Annotated in this window: 15 protein-coding genes; 1 reads left to right on the top strand and 14 read right to left on the bottom strand. The window is 68.8% G+C overall.

Annotation, left to right across the window (positions count from 1 at the left end):
* The 5 genes from WAZ62_RS15890 to WAZ62_RS15870 form a co-directional block, all read right to left on the bottom strand.
* Positions 1-1,044: FAD-dependent oxidoreductase (locus WAZ62_RS15890; protein ID WP_422644510.1), on the bottom strand; the 1,044-nt coding region annotated here is incomplete at its 3' end.
* An 8-nt stretch (positions 1,045-1,052) separates the two neighbouring features.
* Positions 1,053-1,295 (bottom strand): hypothetical protein, encoded by a 243-nt coding sequence (locus WAZ62_RS15885; RefSeq protein WP_422644509.1) that lies wholly within the window; start codon positions 1,293-1,295, stop codon positions 1,053-1,055.
* A 234-nt stretch (positions 1,296-1,529) separates the two neighbouring features.
* On the bottom strand, positions 1,530-3,020 hold the full coding sequence (locus WAZ62_RS15880) for an FAD-dependent oxidoreductase (protein WP_422644508.1): 1,491 nt from the start codon (positions 3,018-3,020) through the stop codon (positions 1,530-1,532).
* Between the two features lie 11 nt (positions 3,021-3,031).
* Positions 3,032-3,664, bottom strand: a complete 633-nt coding sequence (gene maiA / locus WAZ62_RS15875) for a maleylacetoacetate isomerase (RefSeq protein WP_422644507.1) — start codon at positions 3,662-3,664, stop codon at positions 3,032-3,034.
* Between the two features lie 128 nt (positions 3,665-3,792).
* The gene (locus WAZ62_RS15870; protein WP_422644506.1) at positions 3,793-4,587 is read right to left on the bottom strand and encodes an SDR family NAD(P)-dependent oxidoreductase; all 795 of its coding nucleotides are present in this window, start codon (positions 4,585-4,587) and stop codon (positions 3,793-3,795) included.
* 143 nt (positions 4,588-4,730) lie between these two features.
* On the opposite strand from WAZ62_RS15870, the gene WAZ62_RS15865 reads away from it, so the two are divergent.
* A complete protein-coding gene (locus WAZ62_RS15865) occupies positions 4,731-5,201 on the top strand; it encodes a MarR family winged helix-turn-helix transcriptional regulator (protein ID WP_422644505.1) in 471 nt (156 codons plus the stop codon).
* A 4-nt stretch (positions 5,202-5,205) separates the two neighbouring features.
* Here WAZ62_RS15865 and WAZ62_RS15860 read toward each other — a convergent pair whose 3' ends face one another.
* The 9 genes from WAZ62_RS15860 to WAZ62_RS15820 form a co-directional block, all read right to left on the bottom strand.
* A complete protein-coding gene (locus tag WAZ62_RS15860) occupies positions 5,206-5,901 on the bottom strand; it encodes a fumarylacetoacetate hydrolase family protein (RefSeq protein WP_422644504.1) in 696 nt (231 codons plus the stop codon).
* Positions 5,898-6,950: a gentisate 1,2-dioxygenase gene (gtdA, locus tag WAZ62_RS15855; protein ID WP_422644503.1), complete on the bottom strand. Its 1,053-nt coding sequence runs from the start codon at positions 6,948-6,950 to the stop codon at positions 5,898-5,900. Before gtdA ends, WAZ62_RS15860 begins: the two co-directional genes overlap by 4 nt.
* The gene (locus tag WAZ62_RS15850) at positions 6,943-8,271 is read right to left on the bottom strand and encodes a 3-hydroxybenzoate 6-monooxygenase (RefSeq protein WP_422644502.1); all 1,329 of its coding nucleotides are present in this window, start codon (positions 8,269-8,271) and stop codon (positions 6,943-6,945) included. Before WAZ62_RS15850 ends, gtdA begins: the two co-directional genes overlap by 8 nt.
* Before the next feature lie 158 nt (positions 8,272-8,429).
* On the bottom strand, positions 8,430-9,626 hold the full coding sequence (locus WAZ62_RS15845) for an acyl-CoA dehydrogenase (protein WP_422644501.1): 1,197 nt from the start codon (positions 9,624-9,626) through the stop codon (positions 8,430-8,432).
* A gap of 25 nt (positions 9,627-9,651) precedes the next feature.
* Complete coding sequence (locus tag WAZ62_RS15840) at positions 9,652-10,416, bottom strand: enoyl-CoA hydratase/isomerase family protein (RefSeq protein ID WP_422644500.1); 765 nt, start codon at positions 10,414-10,416, stop codon at positions 9,652-9,654.
* A 2-nt stretch (positions 10,417-10,418) separates the two neighbouring features.
* The gene (locus WAZ62_RS15835) at positions 10,419-11,618 is read right to left on the bottom strand and encodes a 3-oxoadipyl-CoA thiolase (RefSeq protein ID WP_422644499.1); all 1,200 of its coding nucleotides are present in this window, start codon (positions 11,616-11,618) and stop codon (positions 10,419-10,421) included.
* A 2-nt stretch (positions 11,619-11,620) separates the two neighbouring features.
* Positions 11,621-12,562, bottom strand: a complete 942-nt coding sequence (locus WAZ62_RS15830) for an electron transfer flavoprotein subunit alpha/FixB family protein (RefSeq protein WP_422644498.1) — start codon at positions 12,560-12,562, stop codon at positions 11,621-11,623.
* An 11-nt stretch (positions 12,563-12,573) separates the two neighbouring features.
* The gene (locus WAZ62_RS15825; RefSeq protein WP_422644511.1) at positions 12,574-13,317 is read right to left on the bottom strand and encodes an electron transfer flavoprotein subunit beta/FixA family protein; all 744 of its coding nucleotides are present in this window, start codon (positions 13,315-13,317) and stop codon (positions 12,574-12,576) included.
* A 7-nt stretch (positions 13,318-13,324) separates the two neighbouring features.
* Positions 13,325-15,007 (bottom strand): 3-hydroxyacyl-CoA dehydrogenase NAD-binding domain-containing protein (locus tag WAZ62_RS15820; protein WP_422644497.1); only part of this gene is annotated, 1,683 nt, incomplete at its 5' end.

The raw sequence follows: 15,007 nt of genomic DNA, 5'->3' as shown, positions 1-15,007 counted from the left end.
GCCCAGCGCCCCGGCCAGTTCGGCCACGCTCGCCGCGCTGGTCAGGCGCCCGCCCGCCTGCAGCAGGAAGGGATTGGCTGGCAGCAGCCAGTCGGTGCCCGGGCCATTCCAGATCGCATCGTCGAAGATGATGACCGCCGACAGGGGATCGGCCAGGCGCGCGATCTCATTGGTGACATAGACGCCGCCCAGCCCCTCGTCGCAGAAGCGCCGGCCGGTGCCGTCGACGACGATGCCGGCGGTCGCCAGCGAATCCAGCACCGGATAGGGCCAGAAGCGCTCGTCGGTCATCGCCTCGCGATACTGGATATGGCCATAGAAACGATCGGTGCCGCGCAGCGCGGCTCCGGCCGCCTCGGCCATGCGAAGGCCCGCGCCCCGACCGCTGCGGGCGTTCCGCATCAGAAGCCGCTCGGGCGCGGGCGAGATGAAACGCCGCATCAGCTCGGCATCGGCCTGGAAGCCGCCATCCGCCAGCACCACGGCGCGGGCGGGGCACTCGACCCGTTCGCCATCGATCCGGGCGATCACCCCGGCGCAAGAGCCGTCGCGCAGGATCAGCTCCTCGGCCACGGCGCCGCGCCGGATCCGGCCGCCGAGACGGACCAGCCGCTCGCCGAGGGTGCGCAGCATGACATCGCCCGCTCGGCCCCGCCAATGCAGTCCGGTCTGGCGCACGCCCGGCGGGGCCAGGGAATTGCGGCGCAGGCCGTCCGGCCCCGCCTTGATGAAGCGGATGCCCTGGCGGCGCAGCCAGTCGAGGGTGCGGCGGGCATTGGCGGTCAGCACGCCGGCCAGCGCCGGATCGGTCTCGCCCCTGGTGGCGCGGACGAGATTGTCCAGCACCCAGGCGGGATCGCCCGCCATGTCGTCCATGGCGATATGAAACAGGCCACCGGTATAGCGGCTGTTGCAGAGATAGGCTTCATCGCCGCTCGCCTCCAGCACGGTGACGGCGAGGCCGCTTTCGGCGGCGCGAACGGCGGTGGACAGGCCGGCGAGGCCGGCTCCGACGACGACGAGATCCTGTGTGTTGCTCATCATCCCCGCCCTCACTTCGGCATCAGGGTGTCGGCGATGATGCGCAGCACCTCGACATAGGAGGCGAGCAGGCCGCCGAGGATGACGCTGGCGACCAGACCGCCGGCCAGCACCAGCGGGCTCCAGCCGAGCAAGGCCAGGACGGCGGCGGCGGCAAGCGGCGCAAGGCCGAGGAGGGTGGCCAGCACCATGCCTCTGGCCACCAGAAAGGTTACGACCGGATAGGTCGGCACGCGGTAATCTTGTCCGGACACTTCGCTTCCCCTTAATGCAAGACGGGGGCGGAAAGCCGGCGATCAGGCACCGTCGACGCCACGCGCGGCGTGGCGACTTGCGACGGGCTACGACGGCAGTCCCTGGACCTGATCCCTACCCCCGGGGGGCCGACCCGTGCCGACCCCCGTCTACTTTGCCTCGGCGTGTTTCGCTGCGCCGTTATTTATTCAGTATGCTGTTATTCTGCATACTGTCAATATTCCAATGTGAGACTAAACATTCCCGCCGGCGGCATGACGCGCCGCCAGACGGCCCGAAGTGAAGGCCCAGGCCAGATGATGGCCATGCCCCTCCAGCAGCAGTCCGCCCTGCCCGACCGAGCCGACGGCATAGAGGCCCGCGACGACGCTGCCATCGGCCCGCGTCACCTGATGGTGGCGGTTCACGGTCAGGCCGCCGTCGGTCAGGATGATCCAGCTCTTCACGGGGCCAAGGGCATAGAACGGCCCCCTTGTCAGGGGCGGACGGCCCTTCGCCGGGGCTGCCGCGTTGTAATCCTTGACGGTCTTTTCCATCACCTCGACGGGCACGCCCATCGAGCGGGCGAGATCAGCGACGCTCGCCGCCTTGTGATAGAGATCGGGCCGGGTCCGCCGGTAATCGTCGAGATAGGCATAGGCGACACCCGGCGCGGTCGAGATGAAATAGGGCCAGCGGCGGAATTTCTGCGCGACGACATCGTCGAAGACGATGAAACCCTGCTTGTCCGGCTGCGGACCGAAGGCATAGGTCGGCTTGTCCAGCTCGTCGGTGAAGCGCTCGCCCCGCTTGTTCACCAGGATCGAGCCTTCCTGGAACATGCTGGGTTCGGGGCTGAGATAGGTGGTGACGAAGGACAGGATGAAGGGCCGCAGCAGCCAGGACGGCAGGCGCTCCAGCGCCATGCGCATCATCCGCGTGAAGGCGGGCCAGGGCGGCAGGCGCAGCAGGATCGAGGGCCGGGCCGGCGGCATGAAGCGCAGGTTGGGACCATAGACGACCTGGCCGAATTTCACCGTCGCCCCCAGCTCCTCGCCGAAGCGATGGCCGTCGCCGACATTGGTGGTATTGACGCCGTCGACATCGGCGACCGCCGGATTGAAGCGGCCCTTCCATTCGCCGCTCGACGAATAATCGCCGGTCGCCAGGATCACCGCCTTGCGCGCGCGGATCTCCACGGCGCGCCCGGCGATCTGTGTCACGACGCCGACCACCCTGCCGTCCTCGATCACGAGGCGCGACACGGTCGCCCGCACCCGGGCATCGACGCCGACGCGCCGCGCCTCCCGGGCCAGGAACCAGATATAGGCGCGGGAATTCGGCAGGATATTGTGCATGCGCGGCTGGCGGTGCGGCGGCTCGGGCATCGGGCCATGGAAGGTAACGCCCAGCGACATCAGCCAGTCGACGCTTTCGGTCACATTCCCGACGAGGATGCGGCGCAGCTCGAGATTGTCGCCCGCCTCGAGATCGCCCAGGAACTTGCGGGCCATCGCCCCCATGTCCTCGAAATGATCGTCCGCGCTGTCCTTGATGCCGGCACGCTTCTGGTGCCAGGTACCGCTCGCGGTGATCGAGCCGATGGAGAGGCCGGTCGAGCCGCGCAATTCCTCGTGCTTTTCGAGGAGCACGACCTTCGCCCCCGCCTTGCGGGCGAAGATCGCCGCCGTCAGGCCCGAGCCGCCACCGCCGACGACCACGATATCGGTTTCTTCACGGATCATGTCGATGCCCCCTATTCCGCGTCCGGCTGGCGCTCGGGCGCCGCCTCGATGAAGGCGGGCAGCGCCTTGCACGCCGCCTCGACCGCGAGCAGCCCCGGACAGGGCGCGAGATCGACGCCGAAGCGCCGGGCATTGGCCAGTTGTGGCACAAGGCAGATATCGGCCAGCCCCGGCGCATCGCCGAAGCAGAAGCGCCCGCCGCGATCCGCGATTAGGGCTTCGCAGGCAGCCAGTCCGCTGCCGATCACCCAGCGCGGCCAGTCTTCCACCGCCGATGACGGCATGCCGTCATCGCGCAGGCGCTGGAGAACCTTGAGGTTCTGCACGGGATGGGTATCGCAGGCGATCACCTGCGCGAAGGCCCGGACCCTTGCCCGCAGGAAGGCATCGTCCCGCGGCAGGAGCGGCGGGTTGGGATAGCTCTCGTCCAGCCATTCGATGATGGCGAGCGACTGGGTCAGCACGCCCCGGTCCGTTTCGAGCGCCGGCACCAGGCCTTGCGGATTGAGGGCGAGATAATCGGGCGCTGTCTGTTCCCCCCGGCGGAGGTGGTGGAACGCGTGCTCGACGGCGATGCCCTTGAGGTTCAGGGCAATCCGCACACGCCAGGACGCACCACTCCTGTAGTAACCGTGAAGCCTCATCGTCCGACACGGGTAGCGCCGTGGCGCCGCCCCCTCCCTGGTCTGAACTTCTGCCGATGGATCTCGGTCATTCTGTTTGTATCCCTATTGTCTCTATACATTATATCAACTCATTGCTATATATTTTTTCAGGCGATCGGCGCGGTCAGGTCGATGCCGGCCTCGACCGATATCCGCCGCGCCGCGCCCCCGGCCTTGAAGCCGCCGTCGACCGCGATGTCCTCGCCGGTGATGAAGCTCGCCTCGTCGGAGAGAAGGAACAGGACGGTATTCGCCACCTCCTCCATCCGGCCGTAGCGACCGAGCGGGGTCGCCCGCCGCCAGGGCTCGAGATGGCCCCCGCCCTCGTTGAGGGCGGTGACGATGATCCCGGGCGAGACGGCATTCACCCGGATTCCCCAGTCGACGAATTCCATCGCCGCCGAACGGGTAAGGCCAAGCACGCCGGCCTTGGTCGTGCTGTAGGCGGGGTCATTGTGCCCCGTATAGGCGGCGACCGAGGCGATGCTGACGATCGCGCCGCCGCCCGAATCGCGCATCACCGGGGCGACGGCCCTTATGCCCAGGAAGGCGCCGGTCAGATTGACCGCCAGCACCCGGCTCCAGGCCTCGAGTGTCGTGCCGCTGGTGCCCGTGCGATTGACGATGCCGGCATTGTTGACGAGACCATGGATCCCGCCGCCCCAGGCCTTGACGGCACGGACCGTCGCTTCCCAGGCCCGCTCGTCCGTCACGTCGAGGGGAAAGAAGCACGCCCGGCCGCCCGCCGCCCCGATCGCGGCGGCGGTTTCCCGGCCTTCCGCTTCCAGCACGTCGCAGATCGCGACCATCGCCCCTTCGGCGGCGAAACGCCGGGCCTCGGCCTCGCCCAGGCCCCGGGCACCGCCGGTGACCATGATGACTTTGTCCTTCAGGCGCGCCATGGTTGTTCCTCCCGTTTCTTTTCCGTGTGCTTTCCCGTAACTGTCGGGTGATTTGATTGCTCGGCCGCTTCCGCTATGCTGGCCTCGCAATCGCTCAGTATTCTGCCAATCTGGCGACATCCCGCCGTTGGAGCCTGAACCTCATGTCTCTTGCCGATCTCTACGCCCGACCCGGCCATCTGATCCGCCGGGCCCACCAGATTTCCTGGGCGCTGTTCCTCGACGAATGCGCGGACTTCGGCATCACCCCGGTGCAATATTCGGCCCTCGTCGCCATCGGCGAGCGGCCCGGCATCGACGCCACCCGGCTTTCCGCCCTGATCGCCTTCGACCGCTCGACCATCGGCAATGTGATCGAGCGGCTGGAGACCCGCGGCCTCGTCGCCCGCCATCCGAGCGCGGAAGACAAGCGCCAGAAACTGCTCAGCCTCACGCCGGAGGGCCAGAAGCTCCTCCTCGATGTCGAAGCGCCGGTGACCCGGGTCCAGCAGCGCCTGCTGAACCCCTTGACGGAGAAGGAGCGCAAGACCTTCGTCTCCCTGCTGCAGCGGCTGACCACCGAGAACAACGAAGTGACGAGCGCGCCGCTGCGCCAGGCCAGCGACACGCCCTGAACCGTCAGGCCGCCGGCGGCCCGATGGTGACGGCGAGCGGGCTCAGGCCCTCGATCGTCACCCGGATGGCATCGCCCGGCACCACGGCGCCGACCCCGGCCGGCGTGCCCGTGTAGATCAGATCGCCCGGCTCCAGCCGATAGAGGCCGGACAGGAAGGCGACGATATCGGCGACCGGCCAGATCAGGTCGGCGAGATCCGCCTTCTGCTTGATGACGCCATTGACCGTCAGTTCGATCACGCCCCTGTCCGCCTTGCCGAGAGCGGCGGCGGGATGAATGAGGCCGAGGGGCGAGGAACATTCGACATTCTTGCCCGTGTCCCAGGGCCGACCCTCGCTCCGGGCCTGGAGCTGAAGATCGCGCCGCGTCATGTCGAGACCGGCGGCATAGCCAAAGACATGGGAAAGCGCATCCCCGGCCGCGATGTCGCGCCCGGGTTTGCCGATGGCGGCGACCAGTTCCGCCTCGTAATGGAAATTCGCGGTCTTCTGCGGATAGGGCACGACGGCGCCGTCGGGCACCACGGTCTCGGCCCATTTGGTGAAGAAGAAGGGCGGCTCCCGGTCCGGGTCGCGGCCCATCTCGCGGGCATGTTCGGCGTAATTGCGACCGACGCAGAAGACGCGGCGCACGGGGAAATCCGCGCCGTCGACGGTTTTGGCGATGACGGGCGTCGGGAGGGGCGGCAGGGGGCTCACGCGCAATGCTCCTTGAAGAGGTTCAGCTTTTCCTGGGACGTGCGGTCCGAATAGGCGAAGAGGACGAGGTCGCTGCCGGCCCTCAGGCGAAGTTCCCTCCACGAGGGCACGACGAAGACCGTGCGCTCGGCGAGGGGCAGGCTTGTGCCGGCCACCTCGGCCTCGCCCTTGCCTTCGACGACGACGAAGATCGTGCCGTCGGTCGAGCGCCGGGGCCGGGTCTCGAAACCCGCTGGCAACAGGCGGACATGGGCGGAAATGGTCGCCATGATCGCGCCGCCATCGGCCGGATTGAGGAACTCCAGCGCGTGCCCCAGATGCGGATCGGGATCGCCCGCCGCCGCCAGCGCATCGAGACTGGCCCGCCACTGGCTGTAGGGGTAATGGAACAGGGGCTGATGCGCCGGGCGGCGGTCCGCCGCGCTGCCCTTCATCGGGCGGAGGTTATGGCCATAGCGGGCGAGCGTGTCGCCCGGCGCCACGGTTTCCGGATGGGCCGAAGCCCCGAGCTTTTCCGCGAAGCCGGCGTCGAAGGCGCGCACGGTCGGGATGTCCAGCCCGTCGAGCCAGATCATGGGCTTGCCCGAATGATTGCCGTGGTCGTGCCATTGCCCGCCCGGTGTCAGCACCAGGTCGAAGGGATGCATCACCGCCTTCTCGCCGTCGACGGCGGTGAAGGCCCCTTCCCCCTCGAGGACGAAGCGCAGCGCGCTCTGGGCGTGGCGGTGGCAGGGCGCGACCTCGCCCGGCAGGATCAGCTGCAGCCCGGCGTAGAGGCTGGTCGTGATCCCCGAGGTGCCGGGCAGGCCCGGGTTTTCCAGGATCAGCACGCGGCGCTCCGCCTCTTCCGCGCTGATCAGATCGCCGGCGCGCAGCAGATAGTCACGCATCGGCGCATAATCCCACGCGAAAGGCAGCGCGCCCGATGCAGGTTCGCGTGGCACCAGGGCCGAAAGCACGGTCCACAGCGGATAGAGGTTATGCGGCTTCAATTCCGCATAGAGGCCGTCGAGCTGGGCCGCGCGGTCGTTGGCCAGGATCTCAGCCATGGGCCACCTTCCCCGCCGTCGCCCCGACCGCCGAAAGGGACACAGGATCGGCGGCGACCGCCGAAGGGGACACAGGATCGGCGGCGACCGCCGCCTGGGTCAGAGGATCGGCGGCGACCGCCGCCTGGGTCAGGGGATCGCCGCCATAGATCCAGGCCAGCGTGTCGTACCAGTCGGCCGGGCTCTTCGCCCGCATGATCGCATTGCGCAATTCCGCATGGGCGCCGCGCGGATGATAGATGTGGCGGCCGATTTCCCGCGACTGGAGCTGAACCCGCGCCGTCCGCAGCACCCGCCGGCTGCGATAGGCTTCCAGCGCGGCGGCGGGATCGTCGCGCCCGACGCCGAGGGCATGGGTCAGGCAGACCGCGTCTTCCATCGCCATGCAGGCGCCCTGCGCGAAATATTGCAGCATGGGATGGGCGGCGTCGCCAAGGAGGGCGACCCGGCCGTCCACCCAGTTGGTCACCGGCTCGCGGTCGCACAGGACCCAGGCCTTCCAGTTGACGCCGTGGCGGATGATCTGCCGGGCCTTTTCATGCACATGGTCGAATTCGGCCAGAACCGTGTCGGTCGCGACCGGAACGCCGGCCACCGCCTCCGCCGCGTCATTGTGGGAGGTGACGACGAGGTTGAAGCTCTTCCAGTCCGACAAGGGATAATGGACGATGTGGCAATGCGGCCCGGCCCACAGCGTCGCCGCGTTCCAGCGCAGATCCTCGGGCATTTGTTCGGTCGGGATGACCGAGCGATAGGTGGTATGGCCCGACACCCGGGGCGCCCCGTCGCCGACCAGCCGCGCCCGGATCCGCGACCACAGACCGTCGGCACCGATCAGCACGCTGCCCGTCACCCGCCCGCCCGAGGCGAGGATCGCGGTCACGCTGGACCCGTCCTGCTCGTAGTCGACGACTTCGCTGTTCACGCTGAGGCGGATGTTCGGATGGGCCTGGCAGGCGCGCAGGAAGACGCCATGCAGGTCGCCCCGGTGGATGACGGCGTAAGGGTTGCCGAAACGCTTGCGGAACGGCTCGTCCAGGGGAATGCCGGCGATTTCCTCGGCGGTCAGGGCGTCCATCAGGCGCAGCCGGTCGACGAAGACCGCCATGGCCCGCGCCTGCGGCCCGATGCCGAGAAAATCGAAGGCATGAAAGGCATTGGGGCCAAGCTGAATGCCGGCGCCGATCTCGCCCAGCGCCGGCGCCTTCTCGAGGACATGGACGGAAAAGCCCCCGCCCGCCAGACCGATCGCCGCGGCAAGGCCGCCGATGCCACCCCCCGCAATCAAGACATCCCGCTCGTCCATGACGCTCCCTTCCACTGTTTCCTCGTTCGGGCTCGCGCCCGTTATTTGCTCAGTATTCTTATATTATGTATACTGTCAATATTCCGAGGCAAAAAAAGACCCGCCAGATGCGGCGCATCGGGCGGGCCAAGTCCGGCAGGGGAGAGAGTCCTGCCGAGGGATGGGGAGGGAACTCAGAAGAAGGCCTGGATCCCGGTCTGGGCCCGGCCGAGGATCAGGGCATGAACGTCATGCGTGCCTTCGTAGGTATTCACGGTTTCCAGATTCTGGGCGTGGCGCATGACGTGGTAACCGATCTGAATACCGTTGCCGCCGTGCATGTCGCGGGCCATGCGGGCGATGTCGAGGGCCTTGCCGCAATTGTTGCGCTTGACGATCGAGACCATCTCGGGCGCCAGCTTGCCCGCGTCGAACAGGCGCCCGACACGTAGCGAGGCCTGAAGGCCGAGGGCTATATCGGTCTGCATGTCGGCGAATTTCTTCTGGAACAGCTGGGTGCCGGCCAGCGGCCGGCCGAATTGCTCGCGGTCGAGACCATATTGCACCGTGCGCAGCCAGCAATCCTCGGCCGCGCCGAGCGCGCCCCAGGAAATGCCGTAACGCGCCCGGTTCAGGCAGCCGAACGGCCCCTTCAGGCCGGCGACATGGGGCAGCAGGGCATCCTCGCCCACCTCGACCCCGTCCATCACGATCTCGCCGGTGATCGAGGCGCGCAGGCTGAGCTTGCCACCGATCTTGGGCGCGGACAGGCCCTTCATGCCCTTCTCGAGGATGAAACCCCTGATCTCGCCGCCATGGGCTTCCGACTTCGCCCAGACGACGAAGACATCGGCGATCGGCGCGTTGGAAATCCACATCTTCGAGCCGGTCAGGCGGTAACCGCCATCGATCCTGGCCGCCCGCGTCTTCATCCCGCCGGGATCGGAGCCGGCGTCCGGCTCGGTCAGGCCGAAGCAGCCGATCAGCCGGCCGGCGGCGAGACCGGGCAGATACTTCCGGCGCTGTTCCTCCGAGCCATAGGCATGGATCGGATAGATCACGAGCGAGGCCTGCACGCTCATCATTGAGCGGTAGCCGGAATCGACCCGCTCGATCTCTCGCGCGACGAGACCATAGGCGACATAGGACGCGCCGGCGCCGCCATAGTCCTCGGGCAAGGTGACGCCGAGAAGGCCGGCATCGCCCATCAGGGGAAACAGGCCGGCATCGGTATGTTCGTCGAGATAGGCCTGCTCCACCCGGGGCCGCAATTCCGCCTCGGCGAAGGCGCGGGCGGTATCGCGGATCATGCGCTCGTCTTCGGTCAACTGGTCGTCCAGCAGGAAGGGATCCTGCCAGGTGAAGGGGGCATAGGCGGATGTGCTCGTCATGGGCTTCTCCCTGGGATCTTTTAGGTCACGCGCCGAGGAAGGCGTGAACGCGGCGTTCGGTGTCCTTGCTCCGCATCAGGCGGCCTATGCCGCTGATCTCGGCGGCGACGCCGGCCTGGCTGATGGTGGCGGCGATGCGCACGCAGGTCTTCGAGGCCCGCAAGGCCTCGGGCGAGAGACTGGCGATCCGCGCGGCGATGGCATCGGCGCCGGCCTCGAATTCGCCCTGGGGAAAGACCCATTGCGCGAGGCCGAGGCGCTCCGCCTCATCGCCCGAGATCAGGTCGCCGGTCAGGATCACCCGGGCGGCGACGCCGGGGCCGCAGAGTTCGGTCAGTCGCTGGGTGCCGCCGGCGCCGGGCAGAAGGCCGACCCTGGCTTCCGGCAGACCGAGCTTGGCCCGGTCCGACACCACCCGAAGGTCGCAGGCCAGCGCGAGTTCGAGCCCGCCGCCCAGGGCGTGGCCGGTGATTTCCGCCACGGTGACCACGGGCAGCGACGCGAGATGATCATAGACGGCGTGGAAGCGGCGCACGGTGGTCACCATGGCCGCCGCGCCCGCCGCATCGTCGAGCCGCTCGGCGACAAGGCGAAGATCGGCCCCGGCGCAGAAGACGCGCTGATCGCTGCGGATGCGGAGCACGGCGATATCCTCCCGCACCTCGACCGCGCTGAGCGCGGCATCGAGATCGGCCAGGAAATCATCGTCGACCGCATTCACCGGCGCGCGCGACAGGGTCAGGGTGGCGATGGCGCCCTCGACCGCCAGCTTCATGTAGGATGCGCGCATGATCAGACCCTTTCGATGACGAGGGCGATGCCCTGCCCGACCCCGATGCACAGGGAAACGACGGCGTAGCGCCCGCCCGTGCGCTGCAACTGCCGGGCCGCGGTCAGGGCGAGCCGGGCGCCCGAAGCACCGAGCGGATGACCGATGGCGATGGCGCCGCCATTGGGGTTCACCCGCGCATCGTCGAAGGCAAGGCCCAGCAGCTTCAGGCAGCCGAGGACCTGAACCGCGAAAGCCTCGTTGATCTCGATCAGGTCCATGTCGGCGAGGGTGAGACCCGCGCGCTCCAGTGCCCTGGGGATCGCCTGGGCCGGCCCCACCCCCATGATGCGCGGTGGCACGCCCGCGACGGCGGCCGAGACCAGCCGGGCCATGGGTGCCTTGCCCAGCGCCTCGCCCGCCGCGCCGCTGCCGATCAGCAAAGCCGCAGCGCCGTCATTGATGCCGGAGGCATTGCCGGCCGTGACCACGCCGCCGGCCCGCAGGGGCTTCAGGCCAGACAGTGCGGCGAAATCCGATTGCGGCCGGGGATGCTCGTCGGCGGCGATGGTTTTCACCGTGCCCTTCGGCCCCGGCAGGGCGACCGGTACGATCTCGCCATCATAGAACCCCTCGGCCAGCGCCCGCGCGTAGCGCGCCTGGGAACGGGCGGCGAATTCATCCCCCGCCTCCCGCGACAGGCCGAGGTCGGCGGCGACGTTCTCCGCTGTCTCGGGCATGGAATCGTCGCCGAAGGCCGCAGTGAATTTCCGGTTCGGGAAGCGCGAGCCGATGGTGGTGTCATAGATCCGGGCGTCGCGGCCATAGGCGCTCTCGCTCTTCGGCATGACGAAGGGGGCGCGGGACATGCTCTCCACCCCGCCCGCGATCAGGAGATCGCCCTCCCCGGTCTTCACCGCGCGAGCGGCATCGATCACGGCGGCAAGGCCGGAGCCGCAGAGCCGGTTCACCGTCTGCGCGGCCACCCGGTCCGGCAGGCCCGACAGAAGAGCCGCGTGACGGCCGACGTTTCGGCAATCCTCGCCCGCCTGATTGGCGCAGCCGGCGATCACCTCCTCGACCCGCTCGCCCGGCACGCCGGTCCTGGCGACCAGGGCGGCGATGGCGCCGGCCAGGAGGTCATCCGGCCGGACCGGGGCGAGACCGCCGGCATGGCGGCCGAAGGGCGTGCGAACGCCGTCGTAGAGAAAGGCGTCGGTCATGATCACTTGCCCCCCAGTGCCGCTTCCAGCGCGGGCAGGAGCTGGAACAGATCGCCGACCAGGCCGTAATCCGCGACCTGGAAGATCGGTGCTTCCTCGTCCTTGTTGACGGCGACGATGACCTTGCTGTCCTTCATGCCGGCCAGATGCTGGATCGCGCCGGAAATCCCGGCGGCGATATAGAGATCGGGCGCCACCACCTTGCCGGTCTGGCCCACCTGCCAGTCGTTGGGGGCGAAGCCGGCGTCGACCGCCGCCCGGCTGGCCCCGGCCGCCGCGCCCAGCCGGTCGGCCAGCGACAGGATCACCTCGTTGAATTTCTCCGCCGAGCCGAGCGCCCGCCCGCCGGAGACGATGATCCGGGCCGAGGTCAGCTCCGGCCGCTCGCCGCCCGACAGTTTCGCGCCAAGGAAACGGGACAGGCCGGGCAAGGCGCCGACGGCGATGCTTTCGATCGGCGCCGTCCCCTCGACCCTGGCGGCGGGGGCGAAGGCGGCGGTGCGGATGGTCAGCACCTTGACCGTGTCGGTCGCCTTCACGGTCTGGATCGCGTTGCCGGCGTAGATCGGCCGCTTGAACGTATCGGGCGCCACGACCGCGATCACATCCGAGACCTGCATGACGCCGAGCAGGGCCGCCACGCGCGGCATCACCGTCTTGCCCTGCGCGGTCGAGGGGGCCAGCAGGACGTCATAGCCGGGCGCGAGCGCGAGGATCAGCGCCGCCACCGGCTCCGCCAGCTGATCGGCGAGGCCCGGCGCATCGGCCAGCAGGACCCGGGCGACACCGTCGAGACGCGCCGCCGTCTCGGCCACGGCGTCGGCGCCATGGCCGACGACGAGGATATGGATATCGCCGCCGATGGCGCGGGCGGCGGTCAGCGCCTTGGCGGTCTGGTCCGAGAGATGAATATTGTCATGCTCGGCGAGCAGCAGAATGGTCATGATCCCCTCCCTCAGATGACGCCGGCTTCGTTGCGCAGCCGGTCGACCAGGTCCTCGACCGAGGCGACCTTGATGCCCGCCTTGCGGCCGGCCGGCTCCTCGGTCCTCAGGACCTGGAGACGCGGGGCGATGTCGATCCCGTCGAGCCCGCGTTCCTCCAGCGGCTTTTTCTTCGCCTTCATGATGTTGGGCAGCGAGGCGTAACGCGGCTCGTTCAGGCGCAGGTCGGCGGTGACGATGGCGGGCAGCGCCACTTCGATCGTCTGCAGGCCACCATCCACCTCGCGGGTGACCGTGGCGACCGTATCCATCACATCGAGGGTGGAAGCGAAGGTCGCCTGACCCCAGCCGAGCAGCGCGGCCAGCATCTGGCCGGTCTGGTTGCTGTCGTCGTCGATCGCCTGCTTGCCCAGGATGACGAGGCCGGGCGCCTCGGCCTCGACCACGGATTTCAGGATCCGGGCGACGGCGAGGGGCTCGACCATGTCGTCGGTCCTGTAGTGGATGCCCCGGTCGGCACCCATGGCGAGGGCGGTGCGGATCGTCTCCGCCGCCCCGCCGGGGCCGATGGAGACGACGACGATTTCGCCCGCCTTGCCGGCCTCGCGCAGGCGAAGCGCCGCCTCGACCGCGATTTCGTCGAAGGGATTCATCGCCATCTTCACATTGGCGAGATCGACGCCCGAGCCATCGGGCTTCACCCGGATCTTCACGTTGTAATCGACGACGCGCTTCACCGGCACCAGGATCTTCATGGCCATTTCAGGTCTCGTTGCTTGCAAGGGGAAAACGGGCGCGGCGGAAGCCGAAGCCGGTGGACCGGGCGACATCGTCGATCGCGGCGCCCAGCGCGGCCGGATCCTGCCGCCCGGCCCAGAACAGCGGGCCGCCCTTGGCCGCCGGGAAGCCGTAGCCATTGACCAGCACGACATCGATATCCGAGGCGCGGGCGGCGATGCCGTCCTCCAGCACCAGGGCAGCCTCGTTCACCAGGGCCGCCAGCACCCGCTGCCGGATCTCCGCCCCGGTCAGGGGCCGGCGGGCGATGCCGGCCCTGGACGCCGCCGCCTCGATCACCTGATGGACGAAGGGATCGGGTGTCCGCCCGGGGTAGAGATACCAGCCGGCGCCGGTTTTCTGGCCGAAACGGCCGGCTTCGCACAGCGTGTCGGCCACGGTCGAATAGCGCTCGCGCGGGTCGCGGCTGGCGGCGAGGCGCTTCCGCCGGCTCCATGAAATATCGAGGCCGGCCATGTCGGCGACGGCGAAGGGACCCATGGCGAAGCCGAAGGCTTCCAGCGCGGCGTCGACCGCCTCGGGGGTCGCCCCTTCCTCCAGCAGGAATTCGCATTGGCGGCGATAGGCGGAAAAGATGCGGTTGCCGATGAAACCGTCGCAAACCCCGGCGACCACCGCGAGCTTGCCGATCGTCCGGGCGAGGGCCAGCGCCGTCGCCAGCGTCTCGTCCCCGGTCCGGTCCGCGCGCACGACTTCGAGAAGGCGCATGACATGGGCCGGGCTGAAGAAATGCAGGCCCACCACCTTGTCCGGCCGGCCGGTCGCGGCGGCGATCTCGTTGACGTCGAGATAGGATGTATTGGTGGCGAGGATCGTGTCCGGCCCCGTCACGCGGTCGAGGGTGGCGAAGAGATCGAGCTTCACCGCCATGTCCTCGAAAGCCGCCTCGATCACCAGATCGGCCGGCGCCAGGGCGGCGAGGTCGGTCGCCCCGGCGATCAGCGCCATCTGCGCGTCGAGGGCTTCCGCGCTCATGCGGCCGGCGGCGACCCGGCGGCCCCATTGGTCGCGAATACGGTCGAGGCCGCGGCGCAGCCCCGCCTCGTCCCGCTCGACGAGGATCACGGGCAGTCCGGCGCCGACGAGAGCCATGGCGATGCCGGTGCCCATGGTGCCGGCGCCGATGACGCCGACACGGCTGATGGCCCTCGGCGTCGCGGTCAGTCCCGCCACCCGGGACGCGGCACGTTCGGCCAGGAACAGATGGCGGCGGGCGGCCGCCTCCTCGCTGCCGCGAAGGTCGAGGAACGTGCCGCGCTCCAGCGCCAGTCCCTCGGCGAAGGGCAACCTCACCCCCTCGAGAATGACGCGGACCGCGGCCGAGACGGCGGCGGGGGCGGGCTTGCCCGGGGGTATCACCGCCTTGATCGCGGCCTCGACGTCGCCGGTGTCGGGCGGTGCCAGATCGCCCAGCCGGCGCTTGGGCGGCTGGCTGGCGGCGAGCGACAGGGCGACCGGCAGGGGGTCGCCCTCGGCCACGCGGTCGACGAGACCGATGCTGGCCGCCTTCTTCGCCGGAATGGGCTTGCCGCCGGCGATCATCTCGATCGCCCGGGCGATGCCGATCAGGCGCGGCAGGCGCTGGGTCCCGCCGGCCCCCGGAATGATGCCGAGATTGACCTCCGGCAGGCCGAGGCTGGCACCGAT

The sequence above is a fragment of the Zavarzinia sp. genome, assembly GCF_049306435.1.
Taxonomy (GTDB): Bacteria; Pseudomonadota; Alphaproteobacteria; order Zavarziniales; family Zavarziniaceae; genus Zavarzinia.
This window is presented reverse-complemented; position numbering and strand designations above follow the sequence as displayed.